Consider the following 26,649-nt stretch of genomic DNA (forward strand, 5'->3'; position numbering starts at 1 on the left):
TTTAAATATGTTGGTTGTCTTCATCTGTTTTGTCCCACTGGCTTGTCAGTTGGTCAAGTTTTTCCATACAAACTGTAATTCGATTAACCTCAGTATCGGTTAAAGAAATATCGGATTGTAAACTAGCTTCTCTTTCAACAATCGCCCGCTTCATTTCTTCCGGGGCTGGTCCGCCAGGCAGTGACCGAATTTTAACAAAGTGTTCTGGGTCCATTGCTATACGAATGATCTCCTCCGGTAAATTCAACGGAACACCGACAACGGCTTTTGCCGCTTCATCTACGAGGACAGATGTTACATGAGTAGCATTCAGTCCCCTCGCCAAGGCAATTTTCACCACCTGGCTGGCTATGGTATGAGAGGTTCTGAACGGGATGTTTGCTTCCCTAAATAGCGTGTCGGCTAATTCAGTAATTGTCGCAAAACTTTCTTGGGCCCTTCTTTTTAATAGTGCTTCATTTACTTCCAACGTTCCAACCACCACTTTTGCTAACCGAAAAACTTGATCAATTAGATGCAGGCCCTTCCATAAATACGGCTGAAGGTCATCCTCGGTATCATTTATATCTCCGTATGGTGTGTTATGTAACATTTGAAGTACCGTTTGAGCATTTCCAATACCACTTGAGCTTAATGCACGAATATGCTCTAGTGAAACTGGATTTCTTTTCTGCGGCATAATGGAACTTGTTTGAACATAAGGGTCTGCCACACGAATCGCTGCAAATTCCTGGCTGGACCATAAGAGAAGATCTTGGGAAAACCGACCGAGATTGATAAAGGTTAATTGGATCGCCGTTGCAATTTCCCCCAAATAATCGGCACCGCCAATCGAATCATAGGCACTCTTAATGATTTTCGGGAATCCTAATAACTCTGCGACTTTGTTTCGGTCAATTGGAAATCCGGTGGTAGTGAGGGCCGCCGCGCCGAGAGGACTGGCATTGCATGTATCATAGGCTGCTTTTAATCTTTTCAAGTCACGGTCAACGACATCGTACATACCCAGAAGATAATGGGAGAATGTCATCGGCTGGGCTTGCTGCGTATGGGTATGCCCCAGGACAATGGTTTCCTTATAGGTGTCAATCACCTTCAAAAGTGTTTCTTGAAAGGAAAGCAACGCCCGGGTGGCGAGTAGAATCTTGTCCCGAAGAACCATCCTGTAAATGGCAATACCCATATCATTCCGGCTCCGGGCTAGGTGCAAACTTCCGCCAATTTCACCAGCTACATTCATAATCTGACTTTCCACAAGAAAAAAAAGATCCTCATACTGTCCATCATAGGTGGATTGAAGAAGTGCATTTTTATCAAGTGAGCAAATCCCTTCCAGAATTCGCGAAGCTTCACTCACCTGTAGCAATCCCTGTTCCACCAACATAATCAGGTGGGCTTTATGGATAGCTAGCATCGGCTCTAGTAAAGTTTGTTTGGCGTGATCATAAGCAGGTGCCAATACTACCTCTGAATAGGTCGCCCCTGGAAACTTCCGCCCTTCCTTTTCAAAAAAGCTATCCTTAATATTCATCACAATGCCCCCTATAGATACCTAAAATTGTTAATTCTGCAAAAAGACTACAAGTATGAATAAACCTTAAATGATTAGTAAATTTTTGAAAATAAAACAGGAAAAAGAAAGTTTGAATCCTTTGTTTATTTTATGTCTGTAGCCTTTTTATGTTATAAAAAAAGCATGAACATTGTATATTCATGCCATCAGTTGTTCGGAAGACAATTATTTTTTTTATGCCTATTGGATTTATACGGATTATTTTATTTACAGACTGATACTTATTGATTACTAGTTACGTAGTTTATGGGGATAATAATAGGATGGGGAAGTCAAAAGACAAAACGGTTCTTATATCCAAATATTAATCAACGGTTTTTTCACACGAATTTGTTTTAATAAAAAATTTTTAGCAATCGTTAGCCAGTTGAATTCAGTCTCAACAACTTGACATTAAAAATGATAACCCGCAACCTCTAATAAATAATACTAATTTTTGATTAATTTTGTTCATATTTTTCCAATAGATTTTTAGAATCAATGAATGTGTCATTTCTTATATTAAAATGTTGGGAAAGTTGTAGTTTTTCAATAATTTCTTGTTGCCATAAAAGATCATTCATACTTTTTGCATACAGGTACAAATCTAAATAATCATTTATCCACATTTTTACCTCTCCATCGTTCATGAAAATTCTCCTTTCACTTTTTTTATCCCATATTATGACTAATTGGACTTTAAATAGAGCCTCCTTTTTTTATTTATTTCCATGGAAACCCTTTAGAAATAAAGAGGCTCCCTATTTAGGATCATAATTAATCCTAAATAAAGAGCCTCTAGAAGACCAGTCAGCTTTTACTTAATTTCCCACTTATTTGTTTAAATTATAAAACACATTAATCCTATAAATCAACTAAGAATTTTAAGAATAATATACTAGGTTTAGTTTTTTTGTATGATTCCATATAATAAACTGTAGAAAATTTCTTCTATGTAACTTCAATTCCCTCAATCCCCAATTTCTGCATAGATTTGGGGCTTTTCTTCCGATTGTCTGCATAGAATTAGACAAGCCTAAGTGATCTCTCACTGAAAATCGTTAATCTGGAGGGAATAACCTAATGCATTTTATTGAAGATGTAAAAGACGTGAAATTTAGTTTTTTGGAAAAGCCGCCTGCTTCATCTATGACCCATGCCTTTGTTTATGTGAATGATCACAACGAATACTATGCAGTTAAAAATGGGGAGCGTCTGTCACGTAGTGAATTGCGGATTGGCAAATATAAAAGGGTTTATACAGTCAATATGCAGCAGCATACCATCACCTACAAGGAGGAAGTCCCATCGGCTACAAGAGGAAGAAGGTTTTCTGTCAATTTATTTATTGATATTGCCATTGAACACCCCGAAAGGTTAGTTCAACAAAATGCAGGAGAAATTGGCCACCTTTTTAACAATAATCTGCCCTTTTGGGTTGAGTCGGAAGCACGATTTTATCCGATTGAAGAGGAACTGAGTTTTGCCCGGCATATTGAAGAATTTTTTCAAACCTCACGATTAGTCAAGGTGTTAAGAGAGGCTGGAATTGTGGTTCGTAATGTTCGTGTTTTGATCCGGCAAGGTATTCGGGATCAGCGCCATGATGAGGCCATCGCCGATTTAGACCGGAACGCCGAACTATCTGCCTATCAAGAGGCCCTGGACTTGGAGGAAGCGCGCCGGATTTCAGCCTCGATTAAAGAAGCTCTTCATGCAGGTGATTTTATCACTGCAGGTAAGCTTGGAGAAAAGAATGAAATGGCAAAACGGTTAGTGGAATCGGAGTTTGGCCAAAACCAAGCCTTCAAATATGAGGTGAACAAACAACTTTTTAACTTAATCAACGACCACTCTATTGACCAGTTTGAGGCAGAACAAAGATTGGCCAAGCTAAAAAAGCTATTCCCCTACCTCCCTGTCAATCTGGAAAACATCAATGGAAAGAAGCAGATTTCTGGTCCAAGGAGAGAACTATCATCCTATTTAAATAAAGGAGACTAGCGATTGTGGAATCCATTATAAATCAGCTGTTTTGGATCTGGTCACTTATTTCTGTCCTGCCGGAATGGTTCCGAATTTTTTTAGCTCTCTTTGTGCTCCTGCAGTTCGCAAGGCTGATTTTGTTGTACATGGTTCCTCCCTTCTTACACTTGTTGTCCCGTTTGTTGAAAAAAGTACATCATCTCCTTTCTTACCCAATCATGGCACTTCTTAGCACGATGCAAAGAAGCCGGAGAGAAGCAGGAAAATCGGGTATACCTGTTTGGATTGATATCATTGAAGGAATGTTTGCCTTGTTCGAAAGTTTTTTCAACAAAATCATTCAGCTTTTCATGAAACGGAAAAGGAATAGGAAAAGAATTAAAAGATGGACCTTCTATTCTGCCACAACTTTAGTAATCTTGCTTACTGCAGCAATCATCAACAATCCAAATGAGTGGTATACAGAAAAATGGAAGAAAGTAGAGATATGGTTAAACCAAGAACATGTGCACATACAAGCATCCGTGGCTTCACCTGAACGAAAAGAATTAATTTTAAATAAGAAATATGAAGAAGGCGGAAATATTCGTGAAGCTCCCACACTAACCGCGCCTCATCTATACACTATTACAAATGGAGAAATAATGCACTTTTTGAATGAAGAACAAGTAGATTCCAAAGGAATTACGTGGCTAAAAGTTCAAACCGCAAACGGGATCGAAGGCTGGGTTTCAGCCCTGATTGTCAAGGAAAAATAAATTGAGTGAGATATTTACCATCTTAGTGTCGCAATGAATGGAAAAACCCCATGTTTTAATGATCCTTTTTCCAGTTCATAGAACAACCTAAATAAGGTGGGCGGACTCCAATAGGTATAGTCCCCTCCCCTTATTTAAAGCTACCCCGATGTATCAAACCGTGAACCTCCAACTATAACAGAAACTATTTTAGATGACAGTTTTCACTGATTTTCCTAAAGAGATTGGTCTTCATTCGCTTGATGATGACCGTTTTCACTGGTTTCCCGGAAGAGATTGGTCTTCATTCGCTTGATGATGACCGTTTTCATTGGTTTTCCGGAAGAGATTGATCTTCATTCGCTTGATGATGACCTTTCCTTCGGCTTTCTTATAAAGTATTGGACTTGTGGTAACTAATTTTTCACCATCACTATTCTAACAAAAATAAAAATCCCGCCTTCCATAATAGAAAGCAAGATTTTAACCATTAAAGCCTCTAATTTTAGCTTATCTAATAATCTATTTAAACCAATCTACATTTAACCCTGTCCCAAAAACCCATCAACTATTAATTGCTTCATAAAGTGAATTGAGTAATATCCCCACTGCAAGTACGAACAGAAAAACATGTGCGTGGTTTACCGTACGCTTTCGTTTATTTTGAAGAAAAATCCATATCCAAAGTATAGCTAAAAGGATATTAATCAGGTCCCCTACAAGTTCATTTCCTGGCAATGGCTCCCTCTCCTTATAATCTTAAGCAAATACGATCGTTTTATTACCATGAACAAGTACTTTATCCTCAACATGCCAGGAAACAGCTTCAGCTAGAACCCTTCTTTCCACATGACGTCCGGCTGTCTTTAAATCCTCTGCTGTATAACGTTGATTAATTCGCTGTACATCCTGTTCAATAATTGGTCCTTCATCAAGATCATTCGTAACGTAATGTGCGGTTGCACCGATTAACTTTACACCACGGTTAAACGCTCTCACGTAAGGATTTGCGCCAACAAATGCTGGTAAGAATGAATGATGGATGTTGATGATTTGATTAGGATACTTAGAAATAAAGTTAGGGGAAAGTATCTGCATATACCTAGCAAGGACAATTAAGTCCACCTTCCCTTTCATCAATTCTAATGCTTTCTGTTCGGCATCTTCTTTCGTTTCATGAGACATAGGGATATGATAAAAAGGGATACCATAACTCTCAACTACTTCTTTTAAACTAGTATGATTACTAATTACCATTGGGATATCTACTGAAATTTCATTGGATTTCCAGCGCCAAAGAAGTTCGTTTAGACAATGATCAGTTTTCGAAACAAAGATAGCCATCCGCTTTCTTTTTTCATTACTGCTCAACTGCCATTCTAAGGTATGATCCCGCGCGATCTCATGTAAATCTTCTTCAAGCTTTTTAATAGAAGATTCAAATTCTTCCAACTCGAACTCGATTCTCATAAAAAACATACCTGCTCTTGGATCTGTTGTATGTTGGTCAAAATGGACAATATTGGCTTTGTGTTCTAATAAAAAATTCGTGACAGTCGAGATAATACCCGGCTTTTCTCGACATGAAATTAGTAATTTTGCCCGGTTTGGCTTTGATTTTGTGATCACCGCTTTTACACCATCCTTTAGTTTATTAATTATGTATTTTAGAAGGGCTAATACCTTCGTAATGGATTAGGCATGAATTTCCTGTCCATACACTGCAAGGGCTGCTTCACCTATTGCTTCGGCTAATGTAGGGTGCGGGTGTATTGTATGGGCAATATCCATTGCTGTTGCATTCAATACACATGCAAGTCCAGCCTCCGTTATCATATCCGTTACGTGGGGACCTACCATATGGGCTCCTAAAAGCTTGTTCGTTCCTTCCTCAACAACTAGTTTGACAAATCCGTCTGATTCACCAAAAACCAATGCCTTTCCAATCGCACGGAAGGAGAATTTACCAACTTTCACTAGATATCCCTTTTCCTTCGCTGATTCCTCTGTGAGTCCGACACTCGCTACTTCAGGACTGCAATAGGTACATCTGGCAATAAGGTTTGAATCAAGTAGTTTAGGAGTTTTACCTGCCATATGTTCAATAGCTATGATCCCTTCATGTGAGGCAGCATGGGCAAGCTGCAAGCCGCCTATGACATCACCAATTGCGTAAATGTTCGGTTCATTTGTTTGGTAGAACTCATTTGTTTTAATAAAAATTGGGCTTAGTTCAACGGCCGTTTTTTCAAGTCCAAATCCTTCTGTATTTGGAGAGCGCCCTACAGATACCAAAAGTTTGTCTGCAAAAAATGGTGTTTCTTTGCCTTTATGCTCCGCCTTAATGGACACACCCTCACTTTTTTCCAGCGTTTCTGGAAGCACTTTTGCTCCAGTAACGATTTTTACTCCTTTTTTCTTCATTAAACGCTGTACTTCCTTTGAAATATCTGTATCCTCTGTTGGTAAAATGCGATCGGCATATTCAATTACGGTAACTTTGACGCCGAAGTCCGAAAGCATCGATGCCCATTCAATTCCAATAACACCGCCGCCAACGATAATGATAGAACCCGGAAGCTTCTCCATTTTTAGTGCTTCATCCGATGTCATCACATACTTCTCATCCACTTCTAGGCCTGGAAGTGTTCTTGGACGGGATCCTGTGGCAATTAAAATATTTTTGGGGCTTAAAATGACTTCCCCTTCACCATTATTCAATTCGACTAACACATCTTTTGTCTGTGTAATACTTCCCTTTCCATCATATACATCGATCTTTCCTTTTTTCATTAAATGTTGGACACCTTTATATAGGCGATCCGTAATTTCTTCTTTCCGGGCCTGAACTTTTGAAAAATTAAGACCAACTACAGGGGCAATTACACCATACTTATCTGCATGCTTTGTTTGAGCGAATACTTCTGCACTTCTTAATAAGGCCTTACTCGGAATACAACCAGCGTGAAGGCATGTTCCACCGATTTTTCCTTTTTCAATAACCGCCGCTCTTAAACCTAATTGTGAAGCGCGAATGGCAGCCACGTACCCACCCGTGCCACCACCGATAATTACGACATCATATTCTTTTGTCATGTCCGTTATCTCCTCTTAACATTATATCTATCGTAAAACGGCTGAATCTTTACTATATAGTTATAAGCTTCTCTACCGATTAATCGATTGGAATGGCACATGCACTTGAGGCAAAGCTTTCCCCAACTACCAAACCTTGTTCTTCGCTATAGTCAATTTGCATTTCTTCATCTAAATAGCGTTTTGTAAAACGGTCTATTTGTAATTGGATCCCTTCGACCTCTATACATAAATCGTTTCGCCTAGGTTCATCAAATACAATCGAAAACTTAACAGATATTCCGCATCCGCCGCTAATTTCGGCATCAATCCGAGGATTTAAATTTTCAATGGCCAACAATTCTTTTAGTTTGTTAATGGCCGCTTCTGTCATTTTTATCATCATCGACCTTCTTCTCCTAACGCCAATTTCATTACACTGTTACGGTTGCGGCATTGACCTGTTCGTCCGCATGATAAGAGGAGCGAACAAGAGGACCGGCTTCGCAGTGACTAAATCCTTTTGACATGGCGATCGTTTTTAGTTCCTCAAACTCTTGTGGACTCCAATACTTTTGAACTTTTAAATGATGTTTGGTTGGCTGCAAATATTGACCAATTGTCATAATATCCACATGGTTCGCTCGAAGATCGTCCATCGTTTCGATGATTTCTTCCTTTGTTTCCCCAAGACCAATCATAATACTTGATTTTGTTGGAATAGTTGTATACATTTCTTTGGCCCGGCGTAAAAGTTCTAAGGAACGTTCATACGTTGCCCGTGCCCGAATACTTGGTGATAACCGTTTGACGGTCTCAATATTGTGATTTAAAATATCTGGTCTTGCATCCATTAATGTTTTTAAGTTTTCATATTCACCCTTCATGTCAGAAGGAAGGACTTCAATGCTGCAAAATGGATTTCGGCGTCTTACGGCTCTTATCGTTTCTGCAAATACCCCCGCTCCGCCATCTTTTAAGTCATCACGAGCAACAGCAGTAATCACGACATGCTTAAGGCCCATTTTTTCCACAGAATCTGCAACACGCTCTGGTTCTTCCCAATCCAATTCTGTCGGCAGACCTGTTTGAACCGCACAAAACCGGCAGGCACGCGTACAAATACTTCCTAATATCATAAAAGTCGCGGTTTTCCGTTCCGCCCAGCATTCATGAATATTTGGACATTTTGCTTCTTCACAGACAGTATGAAGCTTCTTTTCACGCATCATTTTTTTTAGGCCTGTATATTGTTCATTTGTATTTAGTTTTATTTTTAACCATTCTGGTTTGCGAACATCAATTGTAGACATGTCTATCACTCCTAAGAACAGACATTAGATTTTTAGTATTTAATAAACCACCAAGAATGAGATCATAAGAAGGTTTATTATCTCCATTTCTTCATTCCTAGTGGTTCAATCATCTGTTTAAGATTTTACTATTACTTTTTGATCAGTTTCTTCTATTATATATCGTAAGATTGGTTGTCTCGCCGCTTGTACTTCATCCAACCGGCCGATGACTGTCGTATGTGGTGCTTCTAACACGATCTCTGGGTTTTCTTCTACTTCTTTGGCAATTTTTATCATCACATCAGCAAAGGCATCCATTGTTTCCTTTGACTCCGTTTCTGTAGGTTCAATCATCAAACACTCCTCAACATTTAACGGGAAGTAGATGGTCGGTGGATGATAACCAAAATCAAGGAGCCGTTTTGCCATATCAAGTGTTCTTACACCCAGCTTTTTCTGTCTAGAACCGGATAAGACAAATTCATGTTTACAAACTTGTGAATACGGAGCATCGAAATACGGTTCAAGTTTTTTCCGGAGGTAGTTCGCATGAAGCACTGCCCCCTCAGATACTTGACGTAATCCTACAGGTCCCATCGTACGAATATAGGTGTAAGCACGAACCAAAATTCCAAAGTTTCCATAATATCCTTTTACACGGCCAATTGATAGCGGATGATTTGAGTTCAGTACATATTTCTCACCGTCTTTTTCAATACGTGGGACAGGTAAGTACGGAATTAGTTGCTCTTTCACACCGACTGGACCGGCTCCTGGACCGCCGCCTCCATGAGGTGTCGTGAACGTCTTATGAAGATTTAAATGCACAATATCAAAGCCCATATGACCCGGTGTTGTTTTTCCTAGAATGGCGTTGGCATTTGCTCCATCATAGTATAATAAGCCGCCAGCTTCATGAACAACTTTGGCAATTTCCAAGATTTCTTTTTCAAACAATCCAAGTGTATTAGGATTTGTCAGCATCAATGCGGCTGTATTCTGATCCACATGCTTTTTTAATTCTTCTAAGTCGACCAACCCATTCTCATTGGAAGGAATGGTGACTGTTTTAAATCCGGCAACCGTTGCACTGGCAGGGTTTGTACCATGCGCCGAGTCCGGAACAAGGACCTTTGTTCTTTTTTCTCCTTTTTGTTCAAAATACGCTTTTACCATCATTAAGCCAGTCCATTCTCCCTGGGCTCCTGCAGATGGCTGTAACGTTACGGAATCCATGCCGGTGATCTCAGCTAACTCTTCCTGCAAATCATATAAAAGCTCTAAAGCGCCCTGAACCGTTTCAGCTGGCTGATAGGGGTGAATACGGCTAAAGCCGTCCAAACGTGCAACATCTTCGTTAATTTTCGGGTTGTATTTCATAGTACAAGAACCTAATGGATAAAACCCATTATCAATTCCGTGGTTTCGATTGGAAAGGGCTGTGTAATGACGTACAAGCTGAAGCTCTGATACTTCCGGGAGCTCGGCTGGTACATCACGAATCAAATGCTTCGGGTATTTCGTGTTTAAATCAATGCTCTCCACGTCAGATTCCGGAAGGCTTGAACCCATACGCCCTGGACGACTAATTTCAAAGATTAGCTCATTATATTCAATCATTTACTACTTCCTCCAATACTTTTACAAATTGGTCAATTTCTTCTTTTGTTCTCTGCTCTGTCACTGCAATAAGCATTTGATTGTCAAAACCGTAATCACTTTCCAAATCAAATCCTCCGATGATTCCTGCCTCAAGCAGTTTGGTGTTGACCTCTTTGACCGGACGAGGAATTTCCACCACAAATTCATTAAAAAATGGTGATTGATTGATAATGATAAAGCCTGCCTTTTGCAGACACTTTGCCATATAATCAGCTTTCTCAATGTTTAGCTGGGCCATTTGACGAATTCCTTGCTTTCCAAGTGCAGTCATGCAAATAGAAGAAGCAAGAGCATTTAATGCCTGATTGGAACAAATATTAGAAGACGCTTTATCACGGCGAATATGCTGTTCACGTGCTTGCAGCGTTAAGACAAATCCACGTTTTCCTTGCTCATCTGTTGTTTGTCCTACAATCCGCCCAGGTACTTTACGCATAAATTTTTTGTGAACAGCGAAATAACCGCAGTGTGGGCCTCCAAAAGCCAGTGGTATTCCTAATGGCTGCATATCACCCACTACAATATCTGCCCCGAGTTTACCAGGTGCCTGCAGAAGGGCAAGAGCCAGTGGATTTGCACTTACAATGAGCAATGCTCCTTGTGTATCCGCAATTTTTTTAATTTCTGCCAAATCTTCAATTGATCCGAAGAAATTTGGGTATTGAACAATAACGGCGGCAATGCTTTTATCCATTTGTTCTTTCAATCCTCTTAGATCGGTAACATCATCAACAAGATTGATTTCTTCTGCTGTATATTCTTGGCCGCGTGCTACTGTATTTAATATTGATCGGGATTCAGGATGAACCGCTTTTGATACCAGCACTTTTGAACGCCGTGTTGATGAAACAGCAAGTGAGGCAGCTTCTGCAAGTGATGTAAAGCCATCGTACATAGAAGAGTTGGCAACATCCATTCCTGTTAACTCACAAACCATTGTCTGGAATTCAAAAATTGCTTGCAGCTCACCTTGGCTGATTTCCGGTTGATATGGCGTATAAGCTGTGTAAAATTCTGAACGTGAAATCATATGATTTACCACGCTTGGAATGTAGTGATCGTATGTACCTGCACCAAGAAAGGTTGGATAGTTATTGGCATTTTTGTTTTTTGAAGCAAGCTGTTGCATTTTTTTCAAAAGAAGCGGCTCTGGAACCGCTTCTGGAATGTTTAACTCACCCTCTAAACGTATTTCTTTTGGAATGTCTTCAAATAAATCATCGATTGAAGACATGTTTAAAAATTTTAGCATCTCCTCTTGATCTTGTTTCGTATCAGGAAGGTATCTAAATGTGTTGGTCATCTTATTCCCCTCCTTCAATATATGCCTGGTACTCATTTTCATTTAAAAGGGATTTTAACTCCTCTGGATTGGATAGTTCCACTTCTACTAACCACCCTGCATCATATGGCTGTTCGTTGATCGTCTCAGGACTATCGTTTAAATCCTCGTTTACACAAATAACCGTTCCAGATACAGGAGCGTAAATTTCAGAAACGGCTTTAACCGATTCGATGGTTCCCATTGATTCTTCCACAGTTACTTCATCATCAACTTCCGGAGTCTCAACAAACACGATATCCCCTAACTGTTTTTGTGCAAAATGAGAAATCCCAATTCGTACTCGATTTCCGTCTAGTTGTAATACCCATTCGTGTTCCTTGCTATATAGTAAACTTGCAGTTGCGTTTGTCATAATTTTACTTCCCTTCGTTTGTGATTTTGAATTTGACAATTGAGATCATGTAAGTAAGTTTGTTTAGGTAGAGCCGCATGTTGCCCAATGTGTGAAAATGAAATGGAATTCTATGATTCTATTAACCCATTTTATAAAACGGGGTCTTAATTACTACTGCATCGATTTGTTTATTACGGATTTCTACTTTAAGTTGTGTGTCAACTTGTGCATACTCCGCAGATACAAGGGCAAGACCTATGCTTTTCTTTAGAGTGGGTGATTGTGTTCCCGATGTAACGGTACCAATTTCCTCTCCACTCTCTGAAATAACTTTATAACCATGACGCGGAATCCCACGGCCAGTTACTTCAATTCCTACTAATTTGCGTTTTAATCCTTCTTCTTTTTGCCTTAAAAGTGCCTCTTTTCCAATAAAATCACTTTCTTTATTGGTTTTTACCGCGAAACCGATTCCTGCTTCAAGAGGACTAATATCGCTTAACAGTTCTTGACCATAAAGTGCAAGACGGGCCTCTAAACGAAGGGTGTCACGTGCACCCAGTCCGCATGGCTTTAAGCCATCTTCACTACCTGCTTCTATCAACTTTCCCCATAGTGCTACCGCCTGGTCTGCTGCTAAATAAAGCTCAAAACCATTTTCTCCTGTATAACCAGTACGTGATACGAGGGCATCTGTGATCCCGGAAACATTGACATGTTGTGCAAATTTAAATGAGCCAATTTCAGATAGATTGGTTTCCGTTAGCTTTTGCAAAATACGTTCAGCCTTTGGCCCTTGAATGGCTAGTTGAGCAGTTTCATTGGAGATATTCTTGAGTGTTACCTCACCCTTTACATGTTGCTTCATCCATTCAAAATCTTTATCTATGTTGGCCGCATTGATGACGAGTAAATATTTTTCATTCGTTAATTTATAAACTAATAAATCATCGACCGTTCCGCCGTTCTGGTAGCACATTGCAGTATACTGTGCCTGATTGATACTAAGTTTTGTAACATCGTTTGTGACCAGATAGTTTATGTAGCTTTCTGCATCTTTTCCTTCTACCACTACTTCACCCATATGAGAGACATCAAAAAGTCCTGCTCGATTACGTACTGCCTCATGCTCTTCTAAAATACTTGAAAACTGTACCGGAAGTTCCCAGCCGCCAAAATCGATGACCTTTGCGCCATGTTTTTTATATGTTTCAAATAAGGGTGTTCGTTTTAACAATGTTTCAGTAGTCATTGTGTTACCTCCGATTTAGATTTCCGACAAAATAACTGTTCTTTTACCTTTTTACCCGTTTCGGTCATCGCCAGCCCGCCAAGTGCGGTTTCCCTTAGTGTCCGTGGCATTTCCTTTCCAACCTTATACATCGCTTCTATGACTTCGTCACAAGGAATACGGCTTTCCACGCCAGCAAGTGATAGGTCGGCTGCTGAAAAGGCTATTGATGTACCAATGACATTTCTTTTTATACAAGGAACCTCCACAAGTCCTGCAACCGGATCACACACCAAGCCTAATAATGATTTCATCGCAATGGCGGTGGCATTTACAGCTTGTTGTGGTGTACCGCCTTTTAACTCTACGATTGTCCCCGCAGCCATTGCGGTTGCAGATCCCACTTCTGCTTGACAGCCACCTGCTGCTCCTGAAATAAAGGAACGGTTAGCAATCACGTAACCTAGCATACTAGCAGTAAATAAGCCCATGACTAAATCTTTATACGAATAGGTGTCATTTTTATAAAGAGAAAACAATACACCGGGTAAAATACCAGCTGCTCCAGCGGTTGGTGTAGCTACAATGATCCCCATTCTTGCATTGTTTTCAGATGTAGCTAATGAAAACGTCATTGCATTACTAATGTAAGTTCCTGACAAGGTATTGCCCTGTGTCATGTAGTTATACATTTTTACCGCATCACCGCCGGAGATACCACTTGGTGCTGTTGAGCCGTCTTTAATTCCGCTATCAACGGCCTCCTTCATTTTGATCAATCGTTCTTCCATCATGCTGATTATGGTTTCTTCATCTCTTCCTGACTTTTTCGCTTCCATCATCAACATGATTTCACCAATGGTTTTTTGTTCTCTTTCACAAGCCTCAATCAGTTCTGCCATGGACTTAATTTCCATTAAATTGCCTCCATAAATACTTTCTCGTTTGGTTGAAAATGACTAGCGAGGGAGGCAAAGTCATCGCCTGAACTTAAACGAATATCTACTTTTCTTCCGTTAATCATAAAGATTTTCGATAAACCGCCACCAAGCGATACACCTCCAACTTTTACAGCACGATTATTGCATTTTGCTGTCACAATCGTTGTATTGGGATGGTTATAATAAGTACATTTGTCTTCAAACTCGAAATGGTACTGCATACCATCCTCTTTTGCCCACTCTAACGAATTTTTTATTCGTGGATCATCGGTATTCATACCTAGTAATCCGCCTATGAGTGCTTTATCCGTTCCATGTCCTTGGTACGTTTCGGCAAAGGAATCATAAAATACAATTTTTGTCTCTTCTGGGCAACTGCCTAACAGTTCATAAATAAATTTACCGATTGACACAACACCTGCAGTATGCGAGCTCGAGGGACCGACCATAATCGGGCCGATTATATCAAAGCAACTTTGAAATTCCATGAAATGTCTCCTTCTTAAACAGTAATTAGCTGTTGAAATAGTGGATAGTTACCACAAATATTTTTAGTAGTTTCTTTTGCTTGTTTAAGAACTTCTAGATTACCTTTACTTTTCAGAACAGCAGCGATTACTTTGCCGATTTTTTCCATATCATCCTGCTTCATTCCGCGAGTTGTTAAAGCAGCAGTTCCCATACGGATTCCGCTTGTGACAAACGGGCTTGCAGGATCAAAGGGAATCGTATTTTTGTTAACAGTGATACCTGCTTTTTCTAACAACCTCTCTGCTTCTTTTCCTGTTAAGTTCCACGGACGAACATCTAAAAGAACAATGTGATTGTCAGTACCTCCAGAGACAAGGGTTGCTCCTTCTTTCTTTAACGTATCCGCTAGCGCTGCTGCATTATCAATGATTTGTTTCGCATAATCTTTAAAGCTTGGTTGTAAAGCCTCATTGAAAGCAACCGCTTTAGCTGCAATGATGTGCATAAGGGGGCCGCCTTGAATTCCTGGAAACACAGATTTATTAATAGCTTTGATAAACTCTTCATCATTTGATAAAACGATACCGCCTCGAGGTCCTCTCAACGTTTTATGGGTGGTGCTTGTTACAACATCTGCGTATGGTACTGGCGATGGATGAAGACCAGCGGCAACTAGTCCTGCAATATGCGCCATATCCACCATGAATTTTGCACCCACTTGGTCAGCAATTTGTCTAAAGCGCGCAAAATCAATTGTTCTTGGGTAAGCACTTGCCCCTGCAATAATCAATTTTGGCTGTTCTTTTTTCGCAACTTCTTCTAACTCATCATAATCAATCAATTGAGTATCTTCTTTTACGCCATAAGAAACAACCTCAAACCATTTTCCTGAAACACTAACTGGACTTCCATGTGTTAAATGTCCTCCTTGTGAAAGGTTCATTCCCATGATTTTATCGCCAGGCTGAAGCAGTGCGAAAAAAACAGCAAAGTTAGCTTGTGCACCTGAGTGAGGTTGAACGTTTGCATATTTAGCACCAAACAGCTTTGTTAAACGATCAATAGCTGCTTGTTCTGCCACATCGACAAATTCACATCCGCCATAATAACGCTTTCCTGGATAGCCTTCTGCATATTTATTGGTCATCACACTTCCCATTGCTTCTAGGACGTCTTGGCTAACGAAGTTTTCAGATGCAATCAACTCCAATGTTTGATGCTGACGATCTTGCTCCTTTTTAATAGCTTCAAAAATGGTTTGATCATTCTGTTGTAAACTCATGTAAACTCCTCCTTGAAATATCGTTCAGGCTCCCCTTTATGCTTCAAACATCTGCTTTTTTGCACGCAAAAAAGGACAGAAGAAGGGGAAGCATGTAGCTTCATATTCCCTTCTCTGTCCTTTTTACCTGAGAGTTTAGTTCTGTTACGAACATTCCCCTTTGGTGGCATAACTATAATGCGCTCTCCAGAGTTGCGTCCCGCTGTGGTTCCATCTACCTGAGAGATTAATTCCAAGGGTTTTTTTGGAACTTGCTCCTTCGGTGGCGTGTAAAAATTGCACTCTCCCACAACCGTCATCCGCTCTATTTTTTTATTATTTTCAGAATAATTGTTAAAGGGAACCAAGTCAAGCTTTTTTTGAAAACGGTATCAAAAATCGAAAATATGACATTTTTAAGTTACCTATTAATTTTCTGCTATCTTTTCCTGATTGACTTGATCTGCATAGTTTGCCTTCATATTCCGCATCTTATATATGGCAATTAGTAAAATAAACCAAACTGGAGTTACGAACAAGGCAACGCGAGTATCTTCTGCAAGTGCAAGCACAACCAGAACAAATGCTAGAAAAGCTAAGATCAAGTAATTAGAAAATGGATAAAGCGGCAATTTAAATTTGTTTACTTTTGCTAGATCCGGTCTTGTTTTACGGTATTTCAAATGGCTGATAATCGTAATACCCCAAATAAAAATGAAACATACGGTAGAAATACTTGTAATTAGTGTAAATACTCCTTCAGGCATGACATAGTTCAACACAACGGCAATTAAAATGACCACAGTTGAAAAAAGCAATGCATTCGAAGGTACTTTACGGGAAGTAAGTTTTGTAAATGGTACAGGTGCATTTTTATCTCTGGCAAGTGAGTAGACCATCCGGCTTGTACTGAAAATGGCACTGTTACATGCCGAAGCCGCGGAAGTTAGAACGACAAAATTGACGATACCAGCAGCTGCAGCGATTCCAACCGCGACAAAGACTTGAACAAATGGGCTTTTCGCTGGATTGATCGCGTTCCATGGATAAATACTCATGATGACAATAAGGGCTCCAACGTAGAAAATTAAAACTCGAATAGGAATATTATTGATGGCCTTTGGTATTACTTTTTCTGGGTTTTCGGTTTCACCTGCTGTAAGTCCTACCAGTTCTATGCCAACAAACGCAAACACAACCATCTGGAATGAGAGAATAAACCCATTTATGCCATTTGGAAACCAGCCGTCATGGCTCCATAAATTCGTGAAACTGGATGCTCCTGCATTCGTGGAAAAGCCTTTAATAATCATGAACACACCGATGACAATGAGTGCCAGTATCGCGATGACTTTAATTAATGCGAACCAGAATTCCATTTCGCCGAAAAGCTTGACAGTAGCAAGGTTCATAACTAGCAAGATGACAAGTGCAATTAATCCTGGCATCCATTGTGGTACAGAGGGAAACCAATATTGGGTATAAAGACCAACTGCTGTTAAGTCTGCCATTGCAATTGATATCCAGCAAAACCAGTAGGTCCATCCCGTGATAAATGCTGCCATATTACCTAAATAGTCTCTTACAAAGTCAACAAAAGAATGATAGTTCAAATTGGTTAAGAGCAGTTCTCCAAGTGCCCGCATGATCAAAAAGCAAATGACTCCTGTAATTAAGTAAGCAAATAATATTGATGGTCCAGCTAAATGTATAGATTTTCCTGCACCTAGAAATAATCCTGTTCCGATTGCCCCACCGATAGCGATTAGTTGTACGTGCCTGTTTTTTAGGCCTCTATCCAATTTCTGTTCCTGCATATGAATTCCCACCCTCTACTTTTTTATTTTAAAAAGGTCAGTCTCATCCGATTAAAATTCTTTCTCCTCCTTATTTTAAAAATGAGTTAATTCCCTAATCAGTAGATAAAAGTTATAAAAAAGCCATTTAAGAAGTTTTTTGATGATCTTCACTTTTTACATGGCTAATGCTAATGTAGGGTTTAGTAGTGATTAAGTAGAATTTTGCTAGTTAATGCAACAAAAAAAGGACAGAAGAAGGCAATGTTTCACCTTCTCTGTCCTTTTACCTGAAAGTTTGTTCCGCATAAAAGCGAATCCCCTTTGGTGGCATATCCAGTATATGCACTCTCCAGAGCTACGTCATGTAGTGGTTCTTTTTACCTGAGAGATTAATTCCAAGGATTTTATGGAACTTGCTCCGTCGGCGGCGACATTCGTCACTCTCTCCCAATACAATCAACCGTAAACTATTTAATTATGTATAAAAAATTTGTAAAATCACAAAAGAGAGAATTATCTAAAAATTGAAAGCGTATTCACAAAATAATAATCTCACAGTCTTATTCCTATGTCAATAAAATAATGAAAAATTTCGAAGATTAAAAAAGCAATTTTAACGAGATTCCGTGGAATCGACCCATCAAACCTGGCAAGAAGGTCTTAAGTTTATGTTTTTGTTCAGTATATCCATTAATCGAACTAGACTATTAAAAATTTTGTATTTTATTTATTTCTTTATATATTGTATATTTACCATATTTACATCTTAGGAAATGGGAGGTAAAAAAGAAAACTTCCTATCGTGCCCAGTTGTAAGTTCCTGTTTTCATGCTGGTTTAGCTGATATAATTGTAGCAGGTACTTTTACAGGAAAATAATTATGTATTCAATTTGGGGGAAATAGAATGTGCCCTTTTTACAATAATCATGAAAACACACAACAAGAAAACACATTGTTTAGAATTAAAGTGAAAGAAATGATGGAGGAAAAGGAAATTGAGGCCTCTGCAAGGATTATGGAAGAAATAATCACTTGCTCTACGCTTGAACATAGAGATATTGTGTTTCTTTGCATTGGTTCAGACCGGTATGTAGGAGATTCACTGGGTCCTTTAGTGGGTACTATGCTTAGAGAAAGTAATGTTCCTTATCATGTGTATGGTACTTTGAAAGAACCTGTTCACGCCTTTAACTTAAAGGATATTTTGAAAGACATCAATAAGCAACTAAAAAAGCCGTTAATTATCAGTATTGATGCATGTTTGGGTGAAAAAGGCCAAGTTGGATTTATGATTTTTAACAAAGGGCCGCTTGCTCCTGGCAAGGCCCTGGAGAAGATTTTACCTGAAGTTGGAGATTACCATATCAAAGGTGTGGTCAACTATATTGATCCCCTGCCCGCATCACAATTTATTAATGACACTCGATTATACACCGTTTTCAATTTTGCTAGAACGATTGTGAAAATCATTCGTCTTACCGTACAATAAACCTCCATTTACAAAATTATATAAAACAGAGCCGCTTTCGAAATCACTGGATTTACTGATTCGAAAACAGCTCTGAATTTATACTATTATCATTTCATTTCCTCATTTAAAAAGTGTAAATGCTCCAGTTAAAATAGCAGCAATGGTGATCACCAATGAGCAGATAACAGCCCATTTGAAAGCATATTTCTGGAATTCTCCCAAGTCGGTATTAATCATTCCTATTAATAACAGTGTAGATGCGACCAAAGGGCTTAAAAAGTGTACAGGCTGACCTAAAACGGAAGCTCTGGCTACTTCCAAAGGATCAACGCCATATGCAGATGCCGCTTCTGCCAAAATTGGCAAAACACCAAAGTAATAAGCGTCATTCGACAAAACGAATGTAAACGGCATACTTGTCAACGCCACCACTACAGGGAAGTACGATCCAACAGAAGCTGGTATTATAGAAACTAGTGAATGGGCGATTGCATCTACCATTTTTGTTCCAGAAAAAATACCTGTAAATATCCCTGCTGCAAAAACGAGAGTAACAACTGTTAGAGCATTACCTGCATGTGAAATGATACGATCTTTTTGTTGCTTCAAATTAGGGTAATTAATCGTAGAAGCAAGAACAAACCCTATTAAAAATAACACTGGAGCTGGCAATATTCCCATTACCAAAACGACCATGACCACGAGAGTTAACAGAAGATTAATCCATATCAACTTAGGGCGCTTAAAATTCTCAGTCATTTCCAAAGCTATAGCTGCTTCAGGAATGGCAGAAATGGTTCTAGACGGAAACTCCACACTAATTATTCCAATCTTTTTTCGTTCTTTTCTCCCAAGGAAATATGCTGTAAATAAGATACTTCCCATTCCTGCAAATAATGTAGGCAAGAGTGGAATAAAAAATTCATTTGCATCAAGGCCCAATGAGGCAATTGCTCTTGTAGCTGGACCTCCCCAAGGAGTCATGCCGCTCATAATACTGACAGAAAGCATAGAAATAGTCCCAAGTACAAGTGGGTTCATGCCTAATCTCAAATAAAGCGGCAGCAATGCAGAAATTGTAATCATGTGTGTTGTTGTACCGTCTCCATCAAGTGCAACTGTCATGGCAATGATTGCAGTTCCTATTGCGATTTTTACTGGATCCCCTTTTACAAATATCAACATTTGTTTAATTAGCGGATCGAACAATCCAGCATCAATTAAAATACCGAAAAATAGAATTGCAAATAATAATAGAGCTGCTGAAGGCGCAACAACCTTTAATCCTTCCTGCATCATATCTCCAAGCTTTGAACCAAAGCCTCCAACTAATCCAAAGCCAATTGGAACAACTACAAGAGCAGTGACAGGAGATAATCGTTTAGCCATAATCAAGTAAGTAAAAACGACAACCATTGAAATTCCTAAAAAAGTAATAATATAAATCCCCCCTTAATAAGTAATCGCTTACAAACAAAGAGATAAAAAAGAAATTATTTCAACTTCTATTAATCTCTGAAAACTATATTTTTAGAATATTGCAATGAGTATAATAAGTAAAATATATATTTTTTTGTGTATTACTAAAAAAAAACTTATAATCAACTTGAACACTATGTATAAATAACTTTCATAGATAGTGTATTAATCAAATAAAGACAAAGAAGTAAAGAAATAATTCTTTGTCCCTACAGATCTATTTATTTACAAATTTGAATTTTGGTTTAAGAAATCAACAAAGTTTTTTACAGTTGATAGTTGTAATGCTTCCTTGTTATACATTAAACATGTACTTCTTAGTACGGGTGTATCATTTTTGTAAGACAATCCATATGTATATAAATTATCAGAGGGTTGTAAACAAATTTCAGGCAATATGGCAACCCCTAAATCATTTTTAACCATTTCCTTGCACGTTTCCTGCCTGTCTATTTCCATTGTTACCACCGGTGGTTCAGAAAATCGATCGTGCCACCAGCCATTGATAAGATTTTTTAGGGAACTATCTGTTTGATAATGAATAAAAGGGAGTTCAGGCAATTTATTGATGTCAATTTCATGTTTGGAAATAAGGTAAAGCCTTTCCTCATGCAATATTGTTTTGACTCCATACCAATCATAATTTCCACGCAGTATTCCCAATTGAACACTTGATGAATTAAGCAAGTTCATAATACCGGTACTCCAGCCTGTATGCACACTAAACTGTACGTTAGGATACTCAATAGAGAACTTCTTTAATAGTTTGGGAAGTTTATATTGAGCAAAGTTACTTGATACTCCTATCCTTAATGTTCCTCTTACTTCCTCCCGCATATTTAGCATATAATCTTTTGTCTGCTGAAGTTTTTTTATCATTTCTTCAGCATATTCAGCTAAATAAATACCTTCAGAAGTAAATTCGGTTCCCCCTTTTATCTTGTAAAACAATTCAGTCCCCAGTTCTTTTTCTAAATTCTTTAAGCGGTATGTTAAAGCAGGCTGTGATATAAATAATCGTTCCGATGCCCGACTAATATTTTTTTCTTCATACAAAACTTTAATTGCAACCCAATCTTTCTCATCCATATGAATCCCCCATTCCTTTTTATATTATAAGTTTTTTTTTATATTTTTTCATAAAATTATCTATTTTACTTATGATCTAGTTTATCATACGATGTTTTCATAAGAAAAACAATTTTTCAAATAATTAAAATAAAGGGGTATAGAATATGAAAGTTCCGGTTGTTATTATGCGAGGAGGAACAAGTAAAGGAGTCTTCTTGAATTACGAAAACATGCCTGAAAATCGTGCAGTTTGGGAGGATTTTCTCCTTGATATTATGGGCAGTCCTGATCAAAGACAAATTGACGGGCTGGGCGGCGCAAATTCCTTAACTAGTAAAGCAGCTATTATTAAAAAGTCTAATATAGAAGGAGTTGACATCGAATATACATTTGCACAGATTAGCATTGAAGATCAATTAGTTGATTTTAAAGGAAATTGCGGCAATATTTCTTCTGCTGTAGGGCCCTACGCAATTGAACAAGGTCTTGTACATGCAATAGAACCTGTTACGAGAGTAAGAATATTTAATACTAATACAAAAAAATTAATTATAGCAGAAGTTGAAGTTAAAAATGGGAAAGTGAAAACTGAAGGAAAATGTTCTATCCCTGGTGTTCCAGGAACTGGTTCCCCTATTTACCTTTCCTTTACCCGTTCTGAGGGGGCTGTAACTGGGAAGCTCTTTCCAACTGGAAAACCTGTAGACTGGATCCAAACAAAAAATAGTACCATCCCTATTTCCATTATTGATGTTGCCAATCCCCTTGTTTTTGTCAGGGCGGAAGATGTGGGGTTAAAAGGAAACGAATTGCCACATGAGTATACTCCGGAAAAATTAAAGGAATTAGAAGAAATTAGATCTCTAGCAGCTGAAATGTGCCACTTTTCGAAAAAAGAAGAAGCAACTAAAAAGTCTCCAGCTGTGCCAAAAATGACCCTCGTTGCCCCTCCAATGGATTTTATTGATGTGACTGGCATTAAGAGAAATGCATCAGAAATGGATTTGACAATAAGAATGATGTCAATGCAAAAGCCGCATCAAGCTCTTGCTATTACAGGTGCCATTTGTACAACTGCCGGTGCTTTCCTGAAGGATACCATTTTGTCGGATATCGTGAAAATTAACCATGAAATCCTTAGATTAGCACACCCTGCTGGAATTATGGAAACAAAGGTAGATTTGCTTGCAGGCAATATAAACTCAATAAAGGTAGTGCGTACAGCTCGAACAATCCTAGAAGGTTCCGTTTTTACAAAGGACGATTATCAACTTTCAGATTTAGCTATAGAGGCATAGGTAACTTCCTAATTTCAGTGTGCTAGTCATAAAAATCCAGAGAAAAACGGGGGAATTTTAAATGTGGGTGATCACAAGGTATACAGAAAAAAGTATTAAAATATTTGAATTTGATACCGAAAAAGAAGCAAGAGAAGCATTAAGCGAAATGCACGGATATTCAATTTTAACAGAAGTGATCTTTTATAATAACCCCTGCCTTGCTATATAAATTTTTGGTATTTAAATGATAATTTACCAGAAAAGATGACTAGTAACCCCATTCTCTTGTGAGGATGGGGTTATTAATTCCTTTTTTGAGTCTTACTTTTTTCCTTATTCTAATGTTTCACTACCTTCTTCTATTTTCCATGAATAAAGCTTGCTAAAATTTCTTTTGTATCCATTTCCCTATATTAAAAGAAATCAAAAAATGATGACTTCAATGATGGGACCATTTTTTCGAAAAGTTCGATCTCTGTCATGGTTCCTTTCAAGTATCCCATTTCAAAAAGTTCCATCGGTCTCTTGTAACCAAATAGAATCGCTGAAAGGGAATTAATATTTAATTGAATCCCTTTTTTAGGAGGATGAACACACTGACCTCCCGTTTTTTCTTTAAACACCCTGATTTCTCCTTTTCCAAGCAGATAGCTCCCATTATTCCATGGTGCATGTGTATCTTCAAGGTGGAGGAATAGCGACTCATTTTCTGGTAGAAACGGAAATTTCCGTAAACATTCTTCTGCATCGACAACCCTTGCCATAAAATAGGGAGATAACTCCATTTTCACCTTTGGCTGCGGCAGAGGATAAGGAAATGGATCGTGACTTGCAAGATTAATAGTCACTGTTTCAACCATGGAGTCATGCTGGCAGATAAAATTCCATAGCCCTTTTCTCGCATCATGGTCAAGAGCAACCAGCTCCTCCACCTCCATTTTTCTATCCTTCACTTGGTACAGAATATAACCCATTGCCTCGTTCGCGGAATGGTAATATACAGCAAGCTGCGAGTCTTCATTATATACGTGTTGTTTCCACCAATTTGTATCACGTTTTAACATTCCGTTATGTTGAGTGCAAAATTGCTGGTAAATCTCTTCTATCTCCTCATTATGGGACTCTTTGGAATATCTCTTTATAAAACCAGGCTGCGTTTCAAGGAACTTTAGGTTTACTTTTTCAAACGTTAATTTCTTCTGTTCACTTAATACCTCCCATCCATATTTCCGATAAAAAGAGATATCAAATGGGTGTAAAAGCGATACAATCTGATTATTATTTCGCATTTGATTTAAGGATTCGATAATGAGTGCGTTTACATAGCCGTTCCGTCTAAACTCTGGGTATGTAGCAACTCCCGCGATTCCACCCATTTTCCATTCGGCATCCTTCATGAAAATGGTGAGTGGAATAATATGCAGTTTGGCAGCCAGAATGTTTTCATCATCCCATATTCCTAATATATTATGATTTTTCAATGCTTCTTTCCTAGCCGGTATATCTGCTTCCTGAACCTTAAATTGAAAAGCGTACATTGATAGTTTCATTGCTTCAAAGTATTCATTTTCTGTGATTTCTCTAATCTGCATTTAGACCCTACCCTTTCTTTCCTCAATTTAAAATATTTATGAGTTTAATGATAAAGCAATTTGCTTATTTTTCCAACAATATCTGGGAATCAGATACTATCATTCTTCTAAAAAAGCCTCGTTTGCTTCATTTGGTTTCCCAACGAAGCAAATGAGGCTGCCCCACCGCTAATAGTTTAAACTTCTTTAGTTTGGCTTACTTTTTCTCTGGATAAAGCCTTTTTAAACTGCTCGATTAGAATAGGAACGATTTCAAAGGCATCGCCAACAATTCCATAATGACAATTCTGAAAAATGGGAGCCTCTTTGTCCTTATTTATGGCAATAATTAAACCGGAATTTTTCATTCCCACAATATGTTGAATCGCTCCGGAGATTCCAATTGCAAAATATATTTTTGGTGTTACAGTTACACCGGTTTGCCCAACTTGATGAGGATGGTCGATCCAACCCGCTTCTACTACATCTCTGCTGGCACCAACCGCACCTCCAAGCGTTTCTGCCAATTGGTGTATTATCTGAAATCCTTCGAAGCTCCCTAACCCTTTTCCACCTGCAACAATGATGTCCGCTTCGTCGATTCGTACTTTCTTTACTGTTTCCTTTACAATTTCCAAGACTTTTGTCCGAATATCTTCTTCCTTTAGGGGGATTGTTTCTTCAACCACCTTGCCTGTTCTTCCCGGCTCCGGGTCCAGCGCCTTCATGACTTTGGCACGTACTGTCGCCATTTGCGGCCGGTATTTTTTACATAAAATAGTCGCCATAATATTTCCGCCAAATGCCGGTCTGCTCGCTAATAGTAAACCCGTTTCCTCTTCAACATCCAGTTCCGTTGTATCCGCTGTCAAACCTGTCGGAAGATCGGTGGCTACCGCACTTGCCAGGTCTTTTCCTGTTGAGGTGGCCCCGTAGAGGATAATTTCTGGTTTATATTTATCAGCACACTCCAGCAGAGCCTTCATGTAGGTTTCAGTCCGGTAATGTTTAAAGATGGGTTGATCATATACGTACACGGTATCTGCTCCATATTCAAAAACGGTCTTTGTTAATTGTTTAACATTTTCTCCAATGAGAATACCGGCCAGTTCCACTCCCCGTTTGTCTGCCAACTTTCTTCCTGCTCCCAATAATTCAAGTGATACTGAAGCAACTACACCATCCTTTTGTTCAATGAATACCCAAACACCTTTGTAATCTTTGAAATCCAATTACACTCCCTCCTTTGTTTCAAACAGTTCTTTCTTTTCAAGCAGGACAGAGAGCAATTGCTCAACTTGTGCAGCCGGGCTGCCATCAAGGAATGTGCCCCCTGCCGGTTTTTGCGGAGCCCATACTTTCGATACGATCGTTGGGGATCCCTTCAAACCAAGCTGCTTAATGTCTACCCCTTCCAAGTCATCAACAGACCAAATATGGGGTTTATATCTTGCAGCCTTTATCATGTTTGGAAACGGGGAATACGGTACTTCATTAATTGTCTTTTCAACCGAAAACAGACACGGCAATGTGGACTTTACGACTTCATAACCTTCCTCAAACTTGCGATGAACAATGGCATATCCTTCCTCTTGATTGATCTCCTCTACTTTATTTACAGACGTAAGGGGTGGAATATCGAGCCTTCTTGCTATTCCGGGTCCGACTTGCCCGGTATCTCCATCGATGGACATTTTTCCGCAAATAATCAAATCAACTGGCTTCGTTTTTGCAATTTTTTCAATCGCCTTTGTCACGGCATAACTCGTTGCCAGTGTATCTGCACCTGCAAACCGGCGGTCTGTGATTAAATAACCTTCATCAGCGCCAATTTCAATACACTTTTTAATCGCGGTAACCGCTGGGGGTGGCCCCATTGTTACAACTGATACGATTCCTCCATACCTATTCTTTAGACGAACCGCCTCTTCAACAGCATGAGCATCATACGGATTCAAGATCGCGGGCGCCGTTCTGCGGTCCATCGTGTTTGTTTTCGGATTCATCTTGATTATTTTGGTGTCAGGCACTTGCTTGATACAAGCTACAATATGCAGCATTTTACCCCTCCCTTTATTAAAAGACAC

25 protein-coding genes and 2 riboswitches are annotated in these 26,649 nt (G+C 38.9%); of the genes, 5 read left to right on the forward strand and 20 right to left on the reverse strand.

What is annotated here, in order from left to right; all coding sequences use genetic code 11:
- Position 1: 1 nt before the first annotated feature.
- Both argH and FS608_RS15170 read right to left on the reverse strand, forming a co-directional pair.
- The gene (gene argH, locus FS608_RS15165) at positions 2 to 1,531 is read right to left on the reverse strand and encodes an argininosuccinate lyase (protein WP_144552393.1); all 1,530 of its coding nucleotides are present in this window, start codon (positions 1,529 to 1,531) and stop codon (positions 2 to 4) included.
- 482 nt (positions 1,532 to 2,013) lie between these two features.
- Positions 2,014 to 2,202: a hypothetical protein gene (locus FS608_RS15170; protein WP_144552395.1), complete on the reverse strand. Its 189-nt coding sequence runs from the start codon at positions 2,200 to 2,202 to the stop codon at positions 2,014 to 2,016.
- A 433-nt stretch (positions 2,203 to 2,635) separates the two neighbouring features.
- Here FS608_RS15170 and FS608_RS15175 point away from each other — a divergent pair, with 433 nt between their 5' ends.
- Together FS608_RS15175 and FS608_RS15180 are read left to right on the forward strand one after the other, a co-directional pair.
- Positions 2,636 to 3,556 carry a hypothetical protein gene (locus FS608_RS15175; RefSeq protein WP_144552398.1) on the forward strand — a complete coding sequence of 307 codons (921 nt, stop codon included), beginning with the start codon at positions 2,636 to 2,638 and terminating at the stop codon, positions 3,554 to 3,556.
- A gap of 5 nt (positions 3,557 to 3,561) precedes the next feature.
- Positions 3,562 to 4,296: an SH3 domain-containing protein gene (locus FS608_RS15180; protein ID WP_144552400.1), complete on the forward strand. Its 735-nt coding sequence runs from the start codon at positions 3,562 to 3,564 to the stop codon at positions 4,294 to 4,296.
- Between the two features lie 543 nt (positions 4,297 to 4,839).
- On the opposite strand, the gene FS608_RS30310 is transcribed toward FS608_RS15180, so the two are convergent.
- The 13 genes from FS608_RS30310 to FS608_RS15240 all read right to left on the reverse strand — a co-directional run bounded on the left by FS608_RS30310 (position 4,840) and on the right by FS608_RS15240 (position 17,707).
- Positions 4,840 to 5,013, reverse strand: a complete 174-nt coding sequence (locus FS608_RS30310; RefSeq protein ID WP_186328745.1) for a hypothetical protein — start codon at positions 5,011 to 5,013, stop codon at positions 4,840 to 4,842.
- Positions 5,014 to 5,034: 21 nt separating this feature from the next.
- Positions 5,035 to 5,904, reverse strand: a complete 870-nt coding sequence (gene purU, locus FS608_RS15185; protein WP_144552402.1) for a formyltetrahydrofolate deformylase — start codon at positions 5,902 to 5,904, stop codon at positions 5,035 to 5,037.
- A 66-nt stretch (positions 5,905 to 5,970) separates the two neighbouring features.
- Positions 5,971 to 7,371: a dihydrolipoyl dehydrogenase gene (gene lpdA, locus FS608_RS15190; protein WP_144552404.1), complete on the reverse strand. Its 1,401-nt coding sequence runs from the start codon at positions 7,369 to 7,371 to the stop codon at positions 5,971 to 5,973.
- 79 nt (positions 7,372 to 7,450) lie between these two features.
- Positions 7,451 to 7,756 (reverse strand): HesB/IscA family protein, encoded by a 306-nt coding sequence (locus tag FS608_RS15195; protein ID WP_144552406.1) that lies wholly within the window; start codon positions 7,754 to 7,756, stop codon positions 7,451 to 7,453.
- A 28-nt stretch (positions 7,757 to 7,784) separates the two neighbouring features.
- The gene (gene lipA / locus FS608_RS15200; protein ID WP_144552408.1) at positions 7,785 to 8,663 is read right to left on the reverse strand and encodes a lipoyl synthase; all 879 of its coding nucleotides are present in this window, start codon (positions 8,661 to 8,663) and stop codon (positions 7,785 to 7,787) included.
- A gap of 117 nt (positions 8,664 to 8,780) precedes the next feature.
- Positions 8,781 to 10,265 carry an aminomethyl-transferring glycine dehydrogenase subunit GcvPB gene (gcvPB, locus tag FS608_RS15205; protein WP_144552410.1) on the reverse strand — a complete coding sequence of 495 codons (1,485 nt, stop codon included), beginning with the start codon at positions 10,263 to 10,265 and terminating at the stop codon, positions 8,781 to 8,783.
- Positions 10,258 to 11,610 carry an aminomethyl-transferring glycine dehydrogenase subunit GcvPA gene (gene gcvPA / locus FS608_RS15210; RefSeq protein WP_144552412.1) on the reverse strand — a complete coding sequence of 451 codons (1,353 nt, stop codon included), beginning with the start codon at positions 11,608 to 11,610 and terminating at the stop codon, positions 10,258 to 10,260. The genes gcvPB and gcvPA overlap by 8 nt, the downstream gene beginning before the upstream one ends.
- Position 11,611: 1 nt before the next feature.
- A complete protein-coding gene (gene gcvH / locus FS608_RS15215) occupies positions 11,612 to 12,004 on the reverse strand; it encodes a glycine cleavage system protein GcvH (protein ID WP_144552414.1) in 393 nt (130 codons plus the stop codon).
- Positions 12,005 to 12,125: 121 nt separating this feature from the next.
- Positions 12,126 to 13,238 (reverse strand): glycine cleavage system aminomethyltransferase GcvT, encoded by a 1,113-nt coding sequence (gene gcvT / locus FS608_RS15220; RefSeq protein WP_144552416.1) that lies wholly within the window; start codon positions 13,236 to 13,238, stop codon positions 12,126 to 12,128.
- Positions 13,235 to 14,134 (reverse strand): L-serine ammonia-lyase, iron-sulfur-dependent, subunit alpha, encoded by a 900-nt coding sequence (gene sdaAA / locus FS608_RS15225; protein ID WP_144552418.1) that lies wholly within the window; start codon positions 14,132 to 14,134, stop codon positions 13,235 to 13,237. The genes gcvT and sdaAA overlap by 4 nt, the downstream gene beginning before the upstream one ends.
- Positions 14,134 to 14,646: a serine dehydratase beta chain gene (locus tag FS608_RS15230; RefSeq protein WP_144552420.1), complete on the reverse strand. Its 513-nt coding sequence runs from the start codon at positions 14,644 to 14,646 to the stop codon at positions 14,134 to 14,136. The genes sdaAA and FS608_RS15230 overlap by 1 nt, the downstream gene beginning before the upstream one ends.
- Positions 14,647 to 14,660: 14 nt before the next feature.
- Entirely contained in the window at positions 14,661 to 15,911 is a 1,251-nt protein-coding gene (gene glyA / locus FS608_RS15235) for a serine hydroxymethyltransferase (RefSeq protein WP_144552422.1), read from the reverse strand.
- 195 nt (positions 15,912 to 16,106) lie between these two features.
- Positions 16,107 to 16,210, reverse strand: a riboswitch (glycine riboswitch).
- Between the two features lie 108 nt (positions 16,211 to 16,318).
- The gene (locus FS608_RS15240; RefSeq protein WP_144552424.1) at positions 16,319 to 17,707 is read right to left on the reverse strand and encodes an amino acid permease; all 1,389 of its coding nucleotides are present in this window, start codon (positions 17,705 to 17,707) and stop codon (positions 16,319 to 16,321) included.
- Positions 17,708 to 18,047: 340 nt separating this feature from the next.
- Positions 18,048 to 18,149, reverse strand: a riboswitch (glycine riboswitch).
- 445 nt (positions 18,150 to 18,594) lie between these two features.
- Between FS608_RS15240 and yyaC the strand changes: the two genes are divergently transcribed.
- On the forward strand, positions 18,595 to 19,179 hold the full coding sequence (gene yyaC, locus FS608_RS15245) for a spore protease YyaC (protein ID WP_260871696.1): 585 nt from the start codon (positions 18,595 to 18,597) through the stop codon (positions 19,177 to 19,179).
- A gap of 102 nt (positions 19,180 to 19,281) precedes the next feature.
- Here yyaC and FS608_RS15250 read toward each other — a convergent pair whose 3' ends face one another.
- Positions 19,282 to 20,601: a CitMHS family transporter gene (locus FS608_RS15250; RefSeq protein WP_144552426.1), complete on the reverse strand. Its 1,320-nt coding sequence runs from the start codon at positions 20,599 to 20,601 to the stop codon at positions 19,282 to 19,284.
- A gap of 264 nt (positions 20,602 to 20,865) precedes the next feature.
- The gene (locus FS608_RS15255) at positions 20,866 to 21,729 is read right to left on the reverse strand and encodes a LysR family transcriptional regulator (protein ID WP_144552428.1); all 864 of its coding nucleotides are present in this window, start codon (positions 21,727 to 21,729) and stop codon (positions 20,866 to 20,868) included.
- Positions 21,730 to 21,875: 146 nt separating this feature from the next.
- Here FS608_RS15255 and FS608_RS15260 point away from each other — a divergent pair, with 146 nt between their 5' ends.
- A complete protein-coding gene (locus FS608_RS15260) occupies positions 21,876 to 23,009 on the forward strand; it encodes a 2-methylaconitate cis-trans isomerase PrpF family protein (protein ID WP_144552430.1) in 1,134 nt (377 codons plus the stop codon).
- 61 nt (positions 23,010 to 23,070) lie between these two features.
- Positions 23,071 to 23,220 carry a hypothetical protein gene (locus tag FS608_RS30315; RefSeq protein ID WP_186328746.1) on the forward strand — a complete coding sequence of 50 codons (150 nt, stop codon included), beginning with the start codon at positions 23,071 to 23,073 and terminating at the stop codon, positions 23,218 to 23,220.
- A gap of 184 nt (positions 23,221 to 23,404) precedes the next feature.
- Here the strand turns inward: FS608_RS30315 and FS608_RS15265 are convergent, their stop codons facing one another.
- The 3 genes from FS608_RS15265 to FS608_RS15275 all read right to left on the reverse strand — a co-directional run bounded on the left by FS608_RS15265 (position 23,405) and on the right by FS608_RS15275 (position 26,622).
- Positions 23,405 to 24,583 carry a GNAT family N-acetyltransferase gene (locus FS608_RS15265; RefSeq protein WP_144552432.1) on the reverse strand — a complete coding sequence of 393 codons (1,179 nt, stop codon included), beginning with the start codon at positions 24,581 to 24,583 and terminating at the stop codon, positions 23,405 to 23,407.
- 176 nt (positions 24,584 to 24,759) lie between these two features.
- The gene (locus tag FS608_RS15270; RefSeq protein WP_144552434.1) at positions 24,760 to 25,794 is read right to left on the reverse strand and encodes an electron transfer flavoprotein subunit alpha/FixB family protein; all 1,035 of its coding nucleotides are present in this window, start codon (positions 25,792 to 25,794) and stop codon (positions 24,760 to 24,762) included.
- Positions 25,795 to 26,622, reverse strand: a complete 828-nt coding sequence (locus FS608_RS15275; RefSeq protein WP_144552436.1) for an electron transfer flavoprotein subunit beta/FixA family protein — start codon at positions 26,620 to 26,622, stop codon at positions 25,795 to 25,797.
- Between the last annotated feature and the right edge of the window lie 27 nt (positions 26,623 to 26,649).

It is taken from the genome of Bacillus sp. X1(2014), from assembly GCF_007678255.1.

Bases quoted from the DNA above. Each gene is read 5' to 3' on its own strand.
- argH (WP_144552393.1), bottom strand. From the start codon at position 1,531: ATGAATATTAAGGATAGCTTTTTTGAAAAGGAAGGGCGGAAGTTTCCA.
- FS608_RS15170 (WP_144552395.1), bottom strand. From the start codon at position 2,202: ATGAACGATGGAGAGGTAAAAATGTGGATAAATGATTATTTAGATTTG.
- FS608_RS15175 (WP_144552398.1), top strand. From the start codon at position 2,636: ATGCATTTTATTGAAGATGTAAAAGACGTGAAATTTAGTTTTTTGGAA.
- lpdA (WP_144552404.1), bottom strand. From the start codon at position 7,371: ATGACAAAAGAATATGATGTCGTAATTATCGGTGGTGGCACGGGTGGG.
- FS608_RS15195 (WP_144552406.1), bottom strand. From the start codon at position 7,756: ATGATGATAAAAATGACAGAAGCGGCCATTAACAAACTAAAAGAATTG.
- lipA (WP_144552408.1), bottom strand. From the start codon at position 8,663: ATGTCTACAATTGATGTTCGCAAACCAGAATGGTTAAAAATAAAACTA.
- gcvPB (WP_144552410.1), bottom strand. From the start codon at position 10,265: ATGATTGAATATAATGAGCTAATCTTTGAAATTAGTCGTCCAGGGCGT.
- gcvPA (WP_144552412.1), bottom strand. From the start codon at position 11,610: ATGACCAACACATTTAGATACCTTCCTGATACGAAACAAGATCAAGAG.
- gcvH (WP_144552414.1), bottom strand. From the start codon at position 12,004: ATGACAAACGCAACTGCAAGTTTACTATATAGCAAGGAACACGAATGG.
- gcvT (WP_144552416.1), bottom strand. From the start codon at position 13,238: ATGACTACTGAAACATTGTTAAAACGAACACCCTTATTTGAAACATAT.
- sdaAA (WP_144552418.1), bottom strand. From the start codon at position 14,134: ATGGAAATTAAGTCCATGGCAGAACTGATTGAGGCTTGTGAAAGAGAA.
- FS608_RS15230 (WP_144552420.1), bottom strand. From the start codon at position 14,646: ATGGAATTTCAAAGTTGCTTTGATATAATCGGCCCGATTATGGTCGGT.
- glyA (WP_144552422.1), bottom strand. From the start codon at position 15,911: ATGAGTTTACAACAGAATGATCAAACCATTTTTGAAGCTATTAAAAAG.
- FS608_RS15240 (WP_144552424.1), bottom strand. From the start codon at position 17,707: ATGCAGGAACAGAAATTGGATAGAGGCCTAAAAAACAGGCACGTACAA.
- yyaC (WP_260871696.1), top strand. From the start codon at position 18,595: ATGTGCCCTTTTTACAATAATCATGAAAACACACAACAAGAAAACACA.
- FS608_RS15255 (WP_144552428.1), bottom strand. From the start codon at position 21,729: ATGGATGAGAAAGATTGGGTTGCAATTAAAGTTTTGTATGAAGAAAAA.
- FS608_RS15260 (WP_144552430.1), top strand. From the start codon at position 21,876: ATGAAAGTTCCGGTTGTTATTATGCGAGGAGGAACAAGTAAAGGAGTC.
- FS608_RS30315 (WP_186328746.1), top strand. From the start codon at position 23,071: ATGTGGGTGATCACAAGGTATACAGAAAAAAGTATTAAAATATTTGAA.
- FS608_RS15265 (WP_144552432.1), bottom strand. From the start codon at position 24,583: ATGCAGATTAGAGAAATCACAGAAAATGAATACTTTGAAGCAATGAAA.
- FS608_RS15275 (WP_144552436.1), bottom strand. From the start codon at position 26,622: ATGCTGCATATTGTAGCTTGTATCAAGCAAGTGCCTGACACCAAAATA.